Source organism: Paraclostridium sp. (assembly GCF_051656405.1).
In the GTDB taxonomy this organism is placed as follows: domain Bacteria; phylum Bacillota; class Clostridia; order Peptostreptococcales; family Peptostreptococcaceae; genus Paraclostridium.
Window position 1 is genome coordinate 1 of record NZ_JBOGBV010000066.1, and the last position, 17,285, is coordinate 17,285.

The following is a 17,285-nucleotide window of genomic DNA, read 5'->3' on the forward strand; positions in this document are numbered from 1 at the left end:
TAGCTAGTATTGTGGTTGCTATAAATATAATACTCGAAAATCGAGATCCAGCTAAGACTATGGCATGGTTACTAATATTTATGGTACTTCCTGGGATTGGGCTAGTTATATATGGGGTGCTAGGCCGAAATATAAGAAAAAGAAAAATATTTAAAACTCAGAAACTAGCCACAGATATAAAAGAAAATAATTTATTTGAAAATTTGAGGTCAATAGAAGAGTTAGTAGACCTTGAACAAGAAGCTATAAAGAATAAAGAATTATCAAAATTAGATGATTCTGAAGGGCTAAAAAAGAAAGTTATAAGTTTACTTTTAAATACAGGAAAGTTCCCATTTACAGCTAACAATAAAGTAGACATATTTATTGATGGGAATGAAAAATTTGAAAGACTAATAAAAGATATAGAAGAAGCTAAAGAACATATCCACTTAGAGTATTTCATAATAAAAGATAGTGAAATTGGAAGAAAGATTAAGGATTTGTTAATAAAAAAAGCTCGAGAAGGTCTGAGTATAAAAATTGTATATGATGATGTAGGATGTTGGAGGTTTTGGTTTCATAGAAAATTCTTCAAAGATATGAAAAAAGAGGGCATAGAAATAGTTCCTTTTTTACCTGCAAAGTTTCCTCTAATGGGAGGCAAAATTAACTATAGAAATCATAGAAAGATTGTTATAATCGATGGATGCATAGGATATACAGGTGGTATAAATATAGGTGATGAGTATATGGGTAAAAACAAAAAATTTGGATATTGGCGTGATACTCATATAAGAATTGAAGGAAGTTCTGTTTATATGCTACAAATGGTATTTTTAATAGACTGGTATTATACAACTCAAAAGTCAGTCTTTGATGAAAAATATTTTCCTAAATTAGATTATAAAGGAAATAGTATGATACAGGTGGTAGCAACTGGGCCTGATAGTGATTGGGAGGCTATACACTATGCATATTTTTCAGCTATTTGTAATGCTAAAGAAAGAGTTTATATAGAGACTCCATACTTTATACCAGATGAAAGTTTATTAAGAGCATTAAAGAGTGCAGCATTAAGAGGCGTTGATGTAAGAATTATATTCCCTGGGATAGCTGACCATAAAATAGTACATCAAGCATCATATTCATATTTTGATGATATTTTAAGGTCTGGGGGAAAGGTTTATTTATATAAAAAAGGATTTATACACGCTAAAGTAGTAATTATAGATGATAAGATTGCATCAACAGGCTCTGCAAATATGGATTTAAGAAGTTTTATGTTAAACTTTGAAATTAATGCATTTATGTATGATGAACAAATAGTAAAAAAAATAACTGAAGACTTCTATGAAGATTTAAAAAATAGCAAAGAAATACACCTTAAAGATTTTGAAAAAAGACCTTTAATAAAAAAATGGGTTGAATCAGTAGCGAGATTATTTTCACCAATTTTATAAGTTTATAATATGCGAGGAGGTTTGTCGATAAGAGTAAAATTTCCTCGCATAAAAATTGCATAAAATTAATTAAAGGGTATTGAAAAATAAGCAAATATAATATATTATAAAGTTGTTAGCACTCTAAGTAATAGAGTGATAAATACATAGATTTCATTAGGAGGGATAATTATGAAAATAAGACCATTAGCTGACAGAGTAGTAATAAAGAAAGTAGAAGCAGAAGAAAAAACTGCAAGTGGTATAGTTTTACCTGGAACAGCTAAAGAACAACCTCAGATAGCGGAGGTTGTAGAAGTTGGACCTGGTGGAATAGTAGATGGTAAAGAAATTAAAATGGAATTAAATATTGGAGATAAAGTTATATATTCTAAATATGCAGGAACAGAAATTAAGTTAGAGGGACAAGAATATACTATATTAAAACAAAGTGAAATATTAGCGGTAGTTGAATAAGTATAAAGGGAGGATTATGAGATATGGCTAAAGAAATAAAATTCGCACAAGATTCAAGAACAGCTTTAGAAGCTGGTGTAAACAAATTAGCAGATACAGTTAAGGTAACATTAGGGCCAAAAGGAAGAAATGTTATATTAGATAAAAAATTTGGTGCTCCACTTATAACAAATGATGGAGTTACTATAGCAAAAGAAATAGAATTAGAAGATAGATTTGAGAATATGGGAGCTCAATTAGTTAAAGAAGTTGCAACTAAAACTAATGATGTAGCTGGAGATGGAACTACAACTGCTACAGTTTTAGCTCAAGCTATAATAAGAGAAGGTTTAAAAAATGTAACTGCTGGAGCTAACCCAGTACTTTTAAGAAAAGGAATTCAAAAAGCTGTAGAAGTATCAGTTGAAGAATTAAAGAAACAATCAAGAACTATAGAAACAAAAGAGTCTATATCACAAGTTGCGTCTATATCTGCAGGAGATGAAGAAGTAGGTAACTTAATAGCAGAAGCTATGGAGATAGTTGGTAAAGATGGAGTTATAACAGTTGAAGAGTCTAAAACTATGCATACAGAATTAGATGCTGTTGAAGGTATGCAATTTGATAGAGGATTTGTATCAGCTTACATGGTAACAGATGTTGATAAAATGGAAGCTGCTTTAAATGACCCATATATATTAATAACAGATAGAAAAATAAATAATATACAAGATATATTACCTGTGCTTGAGCAAATAGTACAACAAGGTAAAAAATTATTAATAATAGCTGAAGATGTAGAAGGAGAAGCTTTATCTACATTAGTAATAAACAAATTAAAAGGTGTATTTGATGTTGTTGCGGTTAAGGCTCCTGGATTTGGAGATAGAAGAAAAGCTATGTTAGAAGATATAGCAATACTTACTGGAGGAACTGTTATATCTGAAGAATTAGGATATGATTTAAAAGATGCTGATATATCTATGTTAGGTAGAGCTGGATCTGTAAAAATAACTAAAGATAACACTACAATAGTAGATGGATCTGGAGATAAAAAAGCTATAGAAGATAGAGTAAATCAAATCAAACATCAAGTAGAGCAAACAACTTCTGACTTTGATAAAGAAAAACTAATGGAGAGATTAGCTAAACTTGCAGGTGGAGTAGCTGTAATAAAAGTTGGAGCAGCTACAGAAGTTGAACTTAAAGAAAGAAAATTAAGAATAGAAGATGCATTAAATGCTACAAGAGCAGCTGTTGAAGAAGGTATAGTTGCAGGTGGTGGTACTGCATTAGTTAGTGTAATACCAGTTGTAGATAAGTTAATAGAAGAGCTTGAAGGAGAACTTCAAGTAGGAGCTAAGATAATAAGAAGATCTTTAGAGGAGCCATTAAGACAAATAGCAATTAACGCTGGTCTTGAAGGAGCTGTTATAATACAAAAAGTTGTAAATGAGGATCCTGAAATAGGATTTGATGCATTAAATGAAAAATATGTGAACATGGTTGAAGTTGGTATAGTGGATCCAACTAAAGTTACTAGAACTGCGCTACAAAATGCAGCATCTATAGCAGGTGTATTCTTAACTACAGAAGCAGCTGTTGCAGATCTTCCTGAAAGTGATCCAGTACCAGGAATGGGTGGAGGAATGCCTCCAATGATGTAGGTTAGTAAAGTTTGAACGGTAATTGGCTTCGTGTTGATGATATTGCTTCATGCACTAAAGACCGGAAGAACGTGGTCTTTAACGTTTATTCAGCAAATATCATCAACACTTCGCCTTTAGGTAAGTTCAATACTTTATTGAGGTGTGAGAGAAATTAAGGATAGTTGCTATCATCAACACTTCGCCTTTAGGTAAGTTCAATACTTTATTGAGGTGTGAGAGAAATTAAGGATAGTTGCTATCATCAACACTTTGCCTTTAGGTAAGTTCAATACTTTACTTGAGATTAAGAGAAATTGAAATAGGAAGGGATTATATCTAAATGATATAATCCCTTTTTTACGTGTTTTATCAGCTGGAAAAGGTATGCTTAGTGTGTTAAAATTAATATTAACAACTTAGAATAGTGGGGGGTACTTATGGATATTAGAGGTTTATTAGAGCAAGTGAAAAATAATGATATAGATATAGATATAGCTATGGAAAAGCTTAAAGATTTGCCTTATGAGGATATTGGATATGCAAATATAGATCATCATAGACAAATAAGAAATGGGTATCCGGAAGTTATTTACTGTGAAGGTAAAAGTGATGAACATATATTGGGAATTATAAAAAAGATGAGTGAAAAAGGTTCAAATATATTAGGAACTAGATGCAGAAAAGAAACATATGAAAAAATTAAATCTTTATATCCACATTGTGAATACGAAGACTTATCTAGAATATTAAAGATTCAAAATAAGCCTATAAAAAACATAGGAAAAGGAAAAATTGTAGTTGTTACAGGTGGAACATCTGATATTTCTGTTGCAGATGAAGCATATTATACTGCAACGTTTCTAGGAAATGATGTTGAGAGAGTTTATGATGTAGGAGTTGCAGGAATACATAGATTGCTAAACAAAATGAATATAATTAGAGATGCTAGAGTATTAATAGTTGTAGCTGGGATGGAAGGCGCTTTGCCAAGTGTTGTTGGAGGTTTAGTAGATGTCCCTGTTATAGCAGTACCTACATCAGTTGGATATGGTGCTAATTTTAATGGCCTTTCAGCTTTATTAACGATGCTAAATAGTTGTGCATCAGGAATATCTGTAGTTAACATTGATAATGGGTTTGGGGCTGGATATTTAGCGGCTACAATAAATAAATTAGACTAAAATATGAAAGAAGGTATTCACATGGAAGAGAGAATTTTATATTTTGACATAGTAAATGGTATATCTGGAGATATGACTATTGCGAGTTTATTAAACTTAGGGGTACCTAAAGAAATCTTTTTAGAGGAATTAAAGAAATTAAATTTAAATGATGAATTTAGCATAGAAATAGATTCTAAAAATGAAAGTGGTATAGTTGGAACAAAGGTTAATGTTATAGCTAAAGAATCTAATGCTCATAGGCATTTAGTAGATATTTTTGATATTATTGATAAATGTTCTTTAAATAATAGCATAAAAGATAGAGCTAAAAAGATATTTATGACGGTAGGAGAAGCAGAAGCCAAAGTTCATGGGACAACTATAGATAAAATTCATTTTCATGAGGTTGGAGCAATAGATTCTATTGTAGATATTGTCGGATGTTCTATATTAATAGATTTATTAAATATAGATAAAGTTTACTCTAGTTGTGTTCCAGTAGGATCTGGGTTTGTAAAATGTGATCATGGGATTATGCCAGTGCCAGCACCTGCAACTATTGAAATATTAAGAGGAGTGCCAGTTAAACTAAATAGTGTAGAAGGAGAGTGCACTACACCTACAGGGGCAGCTATAATAAAAACATTATGTAGCGAGTTTATAGATAAATTAGAATTTGAAGTTAATCAAATTGGATATGGGATAGGACATAAGAAATTTGAAATACCAAATATGTTAAGAACTATAGTAGGCATAAAAAAAAAGAAGAAGTAATATATGAAATAAGTTGTAATATAGATGATATGTCGTCAGAGATATTTTCATATTTATATGATAAGTTTATGGAAGAAGGCGCGCTGGATATATACACTGAAAGTATATATATGAAAAAAAATAGACCAGCGATTAAATTGTCTGTACTATGTGAAAAAAGCGATTTAGATAAATTTACTGAAATTATATTGATGGAAACTAGTACATTTGGAATTAGGTATAAGGAGTATAAAAGAAAAACTTTATTAAGAAAGTTTGAAAAAATAAATTGCGAATATGGAGAAGTAACAGTTAAGATTGGTTATTACAAAAATAAAATTATAAAGGTTACTCCAGAGTACGAAGAGTGTAAAAACATAGCTAAAAAGGCTAATATATCCATAAAATTTGTATATAATAGCATAAATTGCTCAATAAAAAATAAATTTTTTTAAAATTGTTGACACAAGTAAGAAAATTTGATAAATTAATAAACAACTCATACAACATTGTATACAAAATCATAAATAAAAAATCACTCATATATACTCAGAAATATGGTCTGAGAGTTTCTACCGGAGTACCGAAAATACTCTGACTATGAGTGAAATTATTATAGACAAAACTCTATCATTAATAAAGTAAATCTATAGGCTGAGCATATTCCCTATAGGTTAGCTATAAGTTAAAAGAGTTTTGAGAACCTGTATAGTAATTTCACTTATAAAATGAAGTTATTATACAGGTTTTTTTGTACCCATTTTTAAGGAAATTAAAGTTTTAGGGTAGAAACAGTATAAAAACAACTGATTATATAAAAAATAATAATATAGTAAAAAAATATATATAAAATAACGAAGGGGGCAACCGATATGGCAAAGATATTAAAAGAAGGATTAACATTTGATGATGTACTTTTAGTTCCACAAAGATCAGAAGTGTTACCTAAAGATGTTTGTACACAAACACAATTAACAAAGAGCATTAAATTAAATATACCTCTAATGAGTGCAGGTATGGATACAGTTACTGAATCAAAGATGGCTATTTCAATGGCGAGACAAGGTGGTATAGGAATAATACACAAAAACATGTCTATAGAAGCGCAAGCTTTAGAAGTTGATAAAGTAAAAAGAAGTGAGAGTGGTGTTATCGTAGATCCATTCTTCTTAACAAAAGACCATACAATACAAGATGCTGATGATATAATGGCAAGATATAAAATATCGGGTGTACCAATAGTAGATGATAATAATAAATTAATCGGAATAATAACAAACAGAGATATAAAGTTTGAAGCTGACTTTACTAAAAAAATAGAAGATGTTATGACTAAAGAAAATCTTGTTACAGCAAGAGAAGGAATAAACTTAACTGAAGCTCAACAAATATTAAAGAAACATAAGATAGAGAAATTACCTATAGTTGATGCAGAAGGAAACTTAAAAGGATTAATAACAATAAAAGATATAGAGAAGAAAATACAATATCCAAACTCTGCAAAAGATTCTCAAGGAAGATTATTATGTGGAGCTGCTCTTGGAATAAGTGCTGACTTAATGGATAGAGTTGCTGCATTAGTTAAAGCTAATGTTGATGTAGTTGTGTTAGATAGTGCACATGGACATTCTATGGGAGTTATAAATGCTCTTAAACAGGTAAAAGAAAAATATCCAACCTTACAAGTTATAGCTGGAAATGTTGCAACTGCAAAAGCTACAGAAGATTTAATAAAAGCTGGAGCTGACTGTGTAAAAGTAGGAATAGGACCAGGGTCTATATGTACAACAAGAGTAGTTGCTGGTATAGGTGTTCCACAAGTAACAGCAGTTATGGACTGTGCAGAAGTTGGACATAAGTATGGAGTACCAGTAATTGCTGATGGAGGATTAAAATTCTCTGGAGATATAGTAAAAGCATTAGCTGCTGGAGCATCAATATGTATGATGGGATCTATGTTTGCAGGAACAGAAGAAAGTCCTGGAGAAACAGTTCTATATAGAGGTAGATCATACAAGACATATAGAGGAATGGGATCTATCGGAGCTATGGAAAAAGGATCTAAGGATAGATACTTCCAAAACGATGCTAAAAAATTAGTTCCTGAAGGTGTTGAAGGAATGGTTGCATATAAAGGTAAAGCTGAAGATATAGTTTACCAAATGATAGGTGGAATAAGAGCTGGTATGGGATACTGTGGGGCAGCTACTATTAAAGACTTAATGGAAAATGCTGAGTTTATAAAAATAACAGCGGCTTCATTAAAAGAAAGTCATCCGCATGATATAACTATAACTAAAGAAGCGCCAAATTACAGCAATCAAGGGGAGGTATAAGAATGAAAAAACAACATGAAATAGTTTTAGTAATAGATTTCGGTGGTCAATATAACCAATTAATTGCAAGAAGAGTTAGAGAAAATAATGTATATTGCGAAATATTGCCATATACTACAGATATAGAAGTAATAAAAGCTAAAAATCCAAAAGGAATAATTTTTACAGGAGGACCTAATAGTGCATACTTAGAAGAGTCTCCAAAGATAACTAAAGAAATATTCGAAATAGGAGTACCTATACTTGGAATATGTTATGGAGTTCAGTTAATGGCTCACTTATTAGGTGGTAATGTAAGAAGAGGAGCTAATAGTGAAAAGGAATATGGAAAAACTTCTATAACATATAACGATTCAAATATATTCGAAGGAATTTCTACTAATACTGTTTGGATGAGTCATACAGATTTAATTGATGTTCTTCCTGAAGGATTTGAAGTTGCGGCATACACTACTGATTGCCCAGTAGCTGCAATGCATCACCCAGAAAAGAAATTATACGGAGTTCAATTCCATCCAGAAGTTGAACATTGTTTAGAAGGAGATAAAGTTTTAAGAAACTTCTTATATAATGTATGTGAAGTAACTGGAGATTGGACAACAGATTCATTTATAGAAGAAAAAATAAAAGAATTAAAAGAAACTATAGGAGATAAGAAAGTACTTTGTGCGTTAAGTGGTGGAGTAGATTCATCAGTTGCAGCTGTACTTGTTCATAAAGCTATAGGAGATAATTTAACTTGTGTATTCGTAGACCATGGATTACTTAGAAAAAATGAAGGTAATGATGTTGAAAGAATATTTAGAGATAAGTTTGATATGAACTTAATAAGAGTAAATTGTGAAGATAGATTCTTATCTAAGTTAAAAGGTGTAACAGAACCTGAAGCTAAGAGAAAAATAATAGGTGAAGAATTTATAAGAGTATTTGAAGAAGAGTCTGATAAATTAGGAAAAATGGATTTCTTAGCGCAAGGAACTATTTATCCTGATGTTGTAGAAAGTGGACTTGGTGAATCTGCTACAATAAAATCACATCATAATGTTGGTGGAATACCTGAAGATATAGAATTTAAAATAGTTGAACCTTTAAGAGAATTATTTAAAGATGAAGTTAGAAAAATAGGATTAGAACTTGGAATAGATTATGATTTAATATATAGACATCCATTCCCAGGACCAGGTCTTGGAATAAGAGTTATAGGTGAAGTAACTAAAGAGAGATGTGATATATTAAGAGAAGCAGATGCTATATATATGGACGAGCTTAAAAAAGCTGGTTTATACAGTGAAATATGGCAAGCATTCGCAACTTTACCAGATGTAAAAACTGTTGGAGTTATGGGAGATGAAAGAACTTATGCTTATTTAGTAGGTATAAGAGCTGTTACTTCTTCTGATGGAATGACTTCTGATTGGTACAAAATGCCTTACGATGTATTAGAGAAAATATCTAATAGAATTGTAAATGAAGTTGATGGAGCAAATAGAGTAGTTTACGATATCACTAGTAAGCCTCCAGGAACTATAGAATGGGAATAAAACCAGTTTATTCAAACACTTACAATAAATTATAAAAAAATAAAAAGCTTATGCTTTTTATTTTTTTATAAGGATTTTATCACAAAAAACTTATCATCAATGGAGGAAAATATGCAAAATTCAAGTGTTAAAGGCTCTAATAATGGATTATTAGAGAAAGTTTTTAAACTAAGTGAAAATAACACAAATGTAAAAACAGAAGTATTAGCAGGAATAACAACATTTATGACAATTGCTTATATATTAGTTGTAAATCCTACTATATTAGGTGAAGCTGGTATGGATAAGGGCGCTGTTTTTACAGCAACTGCAATAGCCTCAGCAATAGGATGTATAATAATGGGATTTTTAGCTAATTACCCTATAATATTAGCTCCTAGTATGGGAATAAATGCATTCTTTACGTATACAGTAGTTTTAGGTATGGGATATACTTGGCAATTTGCACTATGTGCTATGTTTATCGAAGGTATTATATTTATTTTATTAACAGTAACTAATGTTCGTGAAAAGATAATAGAGTGTATGCCAGATGTCTTAAAACATGCTATAACAGCTGGAATTGGATTATTTATAACATTTATAGGACTTGTTAATGCAGGTATTGTTCAACAAGGTGGAGCTATAATATCATTAGGAAATGTTAAGTCACCGATTGTATTATTATCTATAATAGGATTAATGATAGCTGCAACTTTATTAATAAAAAATGTAAATGGAGCATTTTTAATATCTATAATAATTACATCTGTAATTGGGATGGTATTTTCAATAGTTCCTATGCCAACAGGATTTATAGACTTACCTCCATCAATACAACCTGTATTTATGAAAGCATTGGATGTAGGTAAAAGTCAAATATTTAGCTTAGATATGTTGGTAATAGTACTTACATTATTATTTGTTAATATGTTTGACTCAATAGGATTTTTATTAGGAATTGCAGATAAGGCTAACTTATTAGATGAAAATGGAAATATGCCTAATGTAAAAAAAGCATTATTAGCAGAATCTGTTTCAACTACTATATCTTCAGTATTAGGAACATCAACATTAGCTACAACAGTTGAAAGTGGATCTGGAATAGCAGTTGGAGGAAGAACTGGATTAACAGCAGTAATTACTGGAATTTTATTCTTAATTTCATTATTTTTTGCTCCATTATTTGTTTCTATACCACCACAAGCTACAGCTCCAATACTTATACTTGTAGGATTCTTAATGGCAAGTTCAATATTAAGAATTAACTTCAATGATTTCACAGATGCAATACCAGCATTTATAACATTTGTAATGATGCCTTTATCATATAGTGTTGCAGATGGTATTATGTTTGGAATCATATCATATACATTTTTAAAGCTAGCTAGTGGTAAGAAAGATCAGGCAAAACTGTCTTTAATTATACTTAGCATAGTATTTATATTAAAATTTGGATTATTATAAAATGAAAAAGATATATAAATTTTTATATTTATATATCTTTTTTTTATTTACTTTTATACAAAGAATAAAAACGAATAAAAAAATGAGAAAATATAAAAACATTCGTTGTTCCTATTGCCTAAAACCGAACTATATTATATAATTAGTATGTAAGATAAGTTAAAAGACGAACGAAATCATAATTATATTTTATAAAATAAGGAGGAAGGATATGCAAGCAGCGCAAACTTCAAATAATAAGAAATCTATGTTAGATAGAGTTTTCAAGTTAACAGAGAATAACACGAATGTAAAAACAGAAGTTATAGCAGGAATGACAACATTTATGACAATGGCATATATACTAGTTGTAAATCCTAGTATATTAGGAGATGCTGGTATGGACAAAGATGCTGTATTTGCAGCAACTGCAATAGCAGCATTTATAGGAAGTTGCATAATGGGATTTTTAGCAAATTATCCAATTGCTTTAGCACCAGGTATGGGACTTAATGCATTCTTCGCATACACAGTAGTTTTACAAATGGGATATAGTTGGCAATTCGCATTATGTGCAGTTTTAATAGAAGGAGTAATATTTATATTATTGACATTAACTAATGTAAGAGAAAAGATTATAGATTGTATACCTGGAGTTTTAAAACATGCAGTTACAGCAGGTATAGGATTATATATAGCATTTATAGGATTAGTAAATGCAGGAATAGTGCAAGGTGGAGGTGCAATATTACAACTTGGTAATATGCAAAGTCCATCAGTAGTATTAGCTATACTAGGTCTAGTAATAGCGGCAGTTTTACTTTCAAGAAATGTTAAAGGTACATTTTTATTAGCTATGGTAGTAACTACAGCTATAGGAATTGTAGCGGGATTAGTTCAACTACCACATGCTTTAGTTTCATCGGTTCCATCATTGAAACCAGTATTTTTACAAGCATTTTCAGTTCCAGTTGATCAAATATTTAGTTTAGATATGCTGGTAGTAGTATTTACATTCTTATTTGTTGACTTATTTGATACAGTAGGATGTTTAGTAGGAGTAGCATCAAAAGGTAATATGTTAGATGAAAACGGAAAATTACCAAAGGCTAAAGAAGCATTATTTGCAGATGCAATAGCAACTACTACAGGATCTTTATTAGGTACTTCAACAGTTACAGCATATATTGAAAGTGCAGCTGGTATAGGAGAAGGAGGAAGAACTGGATTAACAGCAGTAACGACAGGCATATTATTCTTACTATCGTTATTCTTTGCCCCAATATTTACATCAATACCTCCACAAGCGACGGCGCCAGTACTTATATTAGTAGGTGTTATGATGGCAAGTTCATTACTTGAAATAGACTTTAGCGATTTTACAAATGCAATACCAGCATTTTTAACATTTGCAATGATGCCGTTAGCTTATAGTATAGCAGATGGTATTATATTCGGAATAATATCATTTACAATATTAAAATTAGCTACAGGAAAGAAAAAAGAAGTTAATATATCACTAATATTCTTATCAATAATGTTTATACTAAAGTTTGTATTATTATAAAATATAATTAAAATGATCGAATAAATTAAATGCTGAGATTAATTTTTGAATTAATCTCAGCATTTTTATTTTAAATATAAAAAAAGGTTAAACACATATACATATATGTACTTAACCCTTTTTTATACTTAGCTTTAGATTTTAGAAGTTTTCAGCCTTTATTTCATAATATCCTTGAGGATGTTTACATGCTGGACATACTTGTGGAGCTTCAGTTCCTACATGAACGTATCCACATACTGTACATACCCATTCATGAACTTCTGGTTTTTCAAATACTATATTTTCTTCTATATTTTTAGCTAATCTTAAGAATCTATCCCTATGATGAGCTTCAATTGAATGTATATGAGTAAATGAAGATGCGATAGCTTCAAAGCCTTCTTCTCTAGCTTCTTCAGCAAATTTTAAATACATTGTATCTTCTTCATATTCGCCTTTTGCAGCACCTTTTAGATTTTCTAAAGTAGAACCCATTCCAACACCATAAGAACCTGTTACTTGAACATCATTTCCGGTAAAATCATTTAATAAATATCTAAAGAAAATTTTAGCATGCATTTCTTCATTATGTGCAGTTTCATCAAATATATCACCTATTTGAACAAGGCCTTCTTTTCTAGCTATTTTAGCATAAAATTGATATTTATTTTTTGCTTGAGATTCTCCAGCAAAAGCATTCATTAAATTTTGTGCAGTTTTTGTTCCTTTTAAAGATTTCATCTTTAAGTCATCTCCTAAGTATAAAATTTATTTTAAATATAGTAAATAAATACCACTTTAATTTTTCTTAAAACAAAATAATTATTTTTCATATAAAGTTGTAATTTTACAAATTAATAGAATTTTGAATGAAATTCATAAATATGTAAATCATATTAGATAGTAAATTTTGTAAGATGGAGGGCTAAAGATGAAACTATATGGAGTTTTGATAACTAGTATATTTATATCAGGTTTTTTAATAATTGGATATGCTAGTACTTCAGATAAAAATTTAAATTCAGTTGAAAAAAGTGCAAAAGAAGTAGTATATGAAAATAAAGAAAGTAAAATTGAAAAGTTAACAGAAAAGGAAGCTGTTGATTTAGTTAAAAAATATATGAAAGAAAAAAATATGTATATACCTAATTTTGTAGAAGTAGATAGCAAATATAAAGATATATATACAATACATGCATATGATGTTATTACAAATGAAGAAGAAAGTCATGTTGCTACAAGTGGATGGTTTGAGGTTAATGTCGATACAGGTAAAATAAAAGATATAATGAATGAGTAGAAGTTTTAAATTTCTAGTAGTACAATTAAACTATAAAATCAATGGGAAGTGATATTTTGGATAGTATTAAAAAGAGATCTGTATTATTTTGGTTTATTGATTTAGTTTATGCTATTGTATTTGGATTAATAATAGGCGCTGATTTAGGGTTTGATGTAACTAAAAAGCTAAATAAGTATTTCGGATAATTAAATTATACAAAAAAGGAGCAATCTAGAAATGGATTGCTCCTTTTTTATGCTTTAAATAAAAATACGAACAAAATTAAAAATAAGGTTGATAATATACGTATAATAGTATATTATTTAAATATAAAGTTCGTTATATATAACGTATATTCAAAAAAACAAAAAAATATATATACGTAAAAATAGGGAGGATTATGATGAAAATAGCAGTAGTTATGGGTTCCAAGTCAGATTATCCAAAGTTAGAAAAAGGAATAGAGCTTTTAGAAATGTTCGGAATAAAAGTTGTAGCAAGAGCACTATCAGCACATAGAACACCTAAGCAATTAACAACTTTTTTAAACGAAATTGAAAATGATACAGATGTAATAATAGCAGCTGCAGGAAAAGCGGCACATTTACCAGGAGTAATAGCATCACATACTTTAATACCTGTAGTAGGATTACCAATAAAATCATCTACAATGGATGGGTTAGATTCTCTTCTTTCAATAGTTCAAATGCCACAAGGGATACCAGTAGCTACTGTAACTATAGATTCAGGAATAAATGCAGCATTAATGGCAGCACAAATAATGAGCATAAAATATCCAAATATAAAAGAACAATTGAAAAGTTATAGAGAGCAAATGGAACAAAAAGTATTAGACGATGATAAAAACTTAAGGGGGTAATTGAAATGTTATTATACGAAGGAAAAGCAAAACAAATATTTAGTACAGAAAATGAAAATGAGTATTTAGTTTATTATAAAGATGATGCAACAGCTTTTAATGGAGAAAAGAAAGCTTCAATAAACTCAAAAGGAATTTTAAATAACAAGATTTGTACAGTTATGTTTGAGATGTTAGAAAAAGAAGGTATAAGTACACATTTCATAAAAGGTGTATCAGATAGAGAGATGATAGTTAAAAAGGTTGAAATATTACCACTTGAAGTAATTATAAGAAATATAACTGCTGGATCATTTTGTAAGAGATATGGAATAGAAGAAGGTATTGTACTAGATGAACCTATATTTGAACTATCTTACAAAAATGATGATTATGGAGATCCGATGCTAAATGATGATCATGCAGTTGCTATGAAACTTGCTACTAGAGAGGAAATAACATTTTTAAAAGAAGAAACTTTAAAAATCAATGAGATAATGAAGAAATTCTTCTTAAATTTAAACTTTAAGTTAGTTGATTTTAAGCTGGAGTTTGGGAAAGATGAAAATGGAAATATAATACTAGCAGATGAAATATCACCAGATACTTGTAGATTATGGGATGTAGACACAAATGAGAAGTTTGATAAAGATAGATTTAGAAGAGATTTAGGCGATTTAGTTGAAGGGTATACAGAGGTTTTAGCTAGGATAGAAAATTAATCAGGGGGATATTTAAATGTGCGGTGTAGTAGGAATATACTCAGATAGAGATATATCTAAAGAATTGTATTATGCGTTATACTCGATACAACATAGAGGCCAAGAGAGCTGTGGAATATCTGTTTTGAATGATGGTCAAATAAATCATAAAAAAGACATGGGTCTTGTAGGTGATGTTTTTAAATCAAGTGAGTTAGAAAAGTTAAAAGGACATATAGGAATAGGGCACGTAAGATATTCAACTGCAGGAGGTAGTAGTTTAGACAATTGCCAGCCGCTTGTAGGAAGATGCAGAAAAAGACAGTTATCAATAGCTCACAATGGAAACCTTGTTAATGCAAATTATCTAAGAAATATGTTAGAAGAAGAAGGATATATGCTTCAATCAGATTCGGACACAGAAGCTATCCTTTGTATATTAGCTAGATACTATAAAGGTGATATAGTTGAAAGTTTAAAAATAACAATGGACTATATAAAAGGTGCATATTCACTGGTTGTATCAAGTAGTGAAAATGAACTTGTAGCAGTTAGAGATCCACAAGGATTTAGACCATTATTATTAGGAAAAAAAGATGGTATGTATATAGTAGCATCAGAAGATTGTGCAATAAATATTTTAGGCGGAGAAGTTATTCGAGATATTGAACCTGGAGAGATAGTAGTTATAAAAGACAATAAATTAAGTTCGTATCATTATAGAGAAAATTATAAGCCTATTAAATCAAGTTGTATATTTGAACATATATATTTTGCAAGAAATGATGCAACTATAGATAATGTAAACGTATATGAGTTTAGAGTTAAATGTGGAGAAATTTTAGCTAAAGATGAAAAAATAAAAGCTGATATAGTAGTACCCGTTCCAGATTCAGGATGGGCTGGTGCAATAGGATATTCAAATGCCAGTGGAGTTAAACTTACAGAAGGATTAGTAAAAAATAGATATGTGGGAAGAACATTTATAAAGCCTACTCAAAAAGAACGAGAAATTGGAGTTAAAATAAAGTTAAATCCTTTAAGTAATGTAGTAAAAGGCAAATCAATAGTTTTAGTAGATGACTCTGTAGTAAGAGGGACGACATCTAAGCAAATTGTTAAATCATTAAAAGATGCAGGAGCAAAAGAAATTCATTTAAGAATAACTTCACCACAAGTAACACATTCATGTTATTACGGTATAGATACTCCACATAGATCTAATTTAATAGCATCTAAATATAATTTGGATCAGATACGAGATTATATAGGTTGTGATACATTAAAGTTTTTAAGCATAGAAGGAACTTTAGAAGCAGCAGAAGATAAAACAACTTTCTGCAAAGCATGTTTTGATGGAAAATATCCTGTTGAAAAAATTGATGAGGGGGAACTAATATCATGTTAACATATAGAGCTTCAGGTGTAGATATAGATGAGGGAAATAGAGCTGTAAATCTTATAAAAGATAAGATAAAAGGAACATATGATAAAAATGTTATAGGAGATTTAGGAAACTTTAGTGGGTTATATAGTTTAAAAGATTTTATAAATATGGATGAACCTGTTTTACTATCTTCTACAGATGGAGTTGGAACAAAATTAAAACTAGCTCAAATGATGGATGTTCACAATACTGTAGGTATAGATTTAGTAGCTATGTGTGTCAATGATCTTATATGCCAAGGCGCTAAGCCATTATTTTTCTTAGATTATATAGCTACTGGAAAATTAATTCCTGAGAAAATAGATGATATAGTATCTGGAATAGTTGAAGGATGTAAGCTGGCAGAATGTGCTCTTATTGGAGGAGAGACAGCTGAAATGCCTGGTATGTACTCAGAGGATGATTATGATTTAGCAGGATTCTCAGTAGGAATAGCAGATAAATCTAAAATAATAAGTGGTCAAAATGTTAACGCTGGAGATACATTAATAGGAATATCATCAAGTGGAATACACAGTAATGGATACTCATTTATAAGAAAAATATTTCTAGAAGAATATAAGTATGAACTAACTGATCATATAGAAGAATTAGGAATGACGTTAGGAGAGGCACTTCTTATTCCTACAAAGATATACGTGAAACTTGTTATGAATTTAATAAAAAAATATGAGTTAAAAGCTATAGCACACATAACAGGTGG

Annotated in this window: 15 protein-coding genes, 1 pseudogene and 1 riboswitch; of the genes and pseudogenes, 15 read left to right on the plus strand and 1 reads right to left on the minus strand. The window is 30.1% G+C overall.

Annotated features, from left to right (window positions below):
* From cls to ACRDDE_RS09820, 9 genes and pseudogenes are all read left to right on the plus strand, one after another.
* Positions 1–1,442 (plus strand): cardiolipin synthase (cls, locus tag ACRDDE_RS09780; protein WP_438627073.1); only part of this gene is annotated, 1,442 nt, incomplete at its 5' end.
* Between the two features lie 171 nt (positions 1,443–1,613).
* On the plus strand, positions 1,614–1,898 hold the full coding sequence (locus tag ACRDDE_RS09785; protein WP_021428256.1) for a co-chaperone GroES: 285 nt from the start codon (positions 1,614–1,616) through the stop codon (positions 1,896–1,898).
* A gap of 23 nt (positions 1,899–1,921) precedes the next feature.
* On the plus strand, positions 1,922–3,544 hold the full coding sequence (groL, locus tag ACRDDE_RS09790; protein WP_438627074.1) for a chaperonin GroEL: 1,623 nt from the start codon (positions 1,922–1,924) through the stop codon (positions 3,542–3,544).
* A gap of 419 nt (positions 3,545–3,963) precedes the next feature.
* On the plus strand, positions 3,964–4,707 hold the full coding sequence (larB, locus tag ACRDDE_RS09795; protein ID WP_021431604.1) for a nickel pincer cofactor biosynthesis protein LarB: 744 nt from the start codon (positions 3,964–3,966) through the stop codon (positions 4,705–4,707).
* Positions 4,708–4,728: 21 nt separating this feature from the next.
* A pseudogene (gene larC / locus ACRDDE_RS09800) lies at positions 4,729–5,897 on the plus strand (nickel pincer cofactor biosynthesis protein LarC).
* Positions 5,898–5,961: 64 nt separating this feature from the next.
* Positions 5,962–6,063, plus strand: a riboswitch (purine riboswitch).
* Positions 6,064–6,314: 251 nt separating this feature from the next.
* The gene (gene guaB, locus ACRDDE_RS09805; protein WP_438627075.1) at positions 6,315–7,778 is read left to right on the plus strand and encodes an IMP dehydrogenase; all 1,464 of its coding nucleotides are present in this window, start codon (positions 6,315–6,317) and stop codon (positions 7,776–7,778) included.
* A gap of 2 nt (positions 7,779–7,780) precedes the next feature.
* The gene (guaA, locus tag ACRDDE_RS09810; RefSeq protein WP_438627076.1) at positions 7,781–9,319 is read left to right on the plus strand and encodes a glutamine-hydrolyzing GMP synthase; all 1,539 of its coding nucleotides are present in this window, start codon (positions 7,781–7,783) and stop codon (positions 9,317–9,319) included.
* 111 nt (positions 9,320–9,430) lie between these two features.
* The gene (locus ACRDDE_RS09815) at positions 9,431–10,765 is read left to right on the plus strand and encodes an NCS2 family permease (RefSeq protein WP_438627077.1); all 1,335 of its coding nucleotides are present in this window, start codon (positions 9,431–9,433) and stop codon (positions 10,763–10,765) included.
* Positions 10,766–10,976: 211 nt separating this feature from the next.
* A complete protein-coding gene (locus ACRDDE_RS09820; RefSeq protein WP_438627078.1) occupies positions 10,977–12,311 on the plus strand; it encodes an NCS2 family permease in 1,335 nt (444 codons plus the stop codon).
* Between the two features lie 141 nt (positions 12,312–12,452).
* On the opposite strand, the gene rbr is transcribed toward ACRDDE_RS09820, so the two are convergent.
* Positions 12,453–13,034 carry a rubrerythrin gene (gene rbr / locus ACRDDE_RS09825; RefSeq protein ID WP_438627079.1) on the minus strand — a complete coding sequence of 194 codons (582 nt, stop codon included), beginning with the start codon at positions 13,032–13,034 and terminating at the stop codon, positions 12,453–12,455.
* A gap of 190 nt (positions 13,035–13,224) precedes the next feature.
* On the opposite strand from rbr, the gene ACRDDE_RS09830 reads away from it, so the two are divergent.
* The 6 genes from ACRDDE_RS09830 to purM form a co-directional block, all read left to right on the plus strand.
* Positions 13,225–13,593 carry a hypothetical protein gene (locus ACRDDE_RS09830; RefSeq protein WP_438627080.1) on the plus strand — a complete coding sequence of 123 codons (369 nt, stop codon included), beginning with the start codon at positions 13,225–13,227 and terminating at the stop codon, positions 13,591–13,593.
* A 56-nt stretch (positions 13,594–13,649) separates the two neighbouring features.
* Positions 13,650–13,781, plus strand: a complete 132-nt coding sequence (locus tag ACRDDE_RS09835) for a hypothetical protein (protein ID WP_438627081.1) — start codon at positions 13,650–13,652, stop codon at positions 13,779–13,781.
* A 197-nt stretch (positions 13,782–13,978) separates the two neighbouring features.
* Entirely contained in the window at positions 13,979–14,455 is a 477-nt protein-coding gene (gene purE / locus ACRDDE_RS09840) for a 5-(carboxyamino)imidazole ribonucleotide mutase (RefSeq protein WP_084822088.1), read from the plus strand.
* A 5-nt stretch (positions 14,456–14,460) separates the two neighbouring features.
* The gene (gene purC / locus ACRDDE_RS09845) at positions 14,461–15,156 is read left to right on the plus strand and encodes a phosphoribosylaminoimidazolesuccinocarboxamide synthase (RefSeq protein WP_438627082.1); all 696 of its coding nucleotides are present in this window, start codon (positions 14,461–14,463) and stop codon (positions 15,154–15,156) included.
* Positions 15,157–15,172: 16 nt separating this feature from the next.
* The gene (purF, locus tag ACRDDE_RS09850; protein WP_438627083.1) at positions 15,173–16,543 is read left to right on the plus strand and encodes an amidophosphoribosyltransferase; all 1,371 of its coding nucleotides are present in this window, start codon (positions 15,173–15,175) and stop codon (positions 16,541–16,543) included.
* Positions 16,537–17,285: phosphoribosylformylglycinamidine cyclo-ligase (gene purM / locus ACRDDE_RS09855; protein WP_438627084.1), on the plus strand; the 749-nt coding region annotated here is incomplete at its 3' end. The genes purF and purM, both read left to right, overlap by 7 nt.

Coding starts and splice junctions, on each gene's coding strand:
- ACRDDE_RS09785 (WP_021428256.1), top strand. CDS start 1,614: ATGAAAATAAGACCATTAGCTGACAGAGTAGTAATAAAGAAAGTAGAA.
- groL (WP_438627074.1), top strand. CDS start 1,922: ATGGCTAAAGAAATAAAATTCGCACAAGATTCAAGAACAGCTTTAGAA.
- larB (WP_021431604.1), top strand. CDS start 3,964: ATGGATATTAGAGGTTTATTAGAGCAAGTGAAAAATAATGATATAGAT.
- guaB (WP_438627075.1), top strand. CDS start 6,315: ATGGCAAAGATATTAAAAGAAGGATTAACATTTGATGATGTACTTTTA.
- guaA (WP_438627076.1), top strand. CDS start 7,781: ATGAAAAAACAACATGAAATAGTTTTAGTAATAGATTTCGGTGGTCAA.
- ACRDDE_RS09815 (WP_438627077.1), top strand. CDS start 9,431: ATGCAAAATTCAAGTGTTAAAGGCTCTAATAATGGATTATTAGAGAAA.
- ACRDDE_RS09820 (WP_438627078.1), top strand. CDS start 10,977: ATGCAAGCAGCGCAAACTTCAAATAATAAGAAATCTATGTTAGATAGA.
- rbr (WP_438627079.1), bottom strand. CDS start 13,034: ATGAAATCTTTAAAAGGAACAAAAACTGCACAAAATTTAATGAATGCT.
- ACRDDE_RS09830 (WP_438627080.1), top strand. CDS start 13,225: ATGAAACTATATGGAGTTTTGATAACTAGTATATTTATATCAGGTTTT.
- purE (WP_084822088.1), top strand. CDS start 13,979: ATGAAAATAGCAGTAGTTATGGGTTCCAAGTCAGATTATCCAAAGTTA.
- purC (WP_438627082.1), top strand. CDS start 14,461: ATGTTATTATACGAAGGAAAAGCAAAACAAATATTTAGTACAGAAAAT.
- purF (WP_438627083.1), top strand. CDS start 15,173: ATGTGCGGTGTAGTAGGAATATACTCAGATAGAGATATATCTAAAGAA.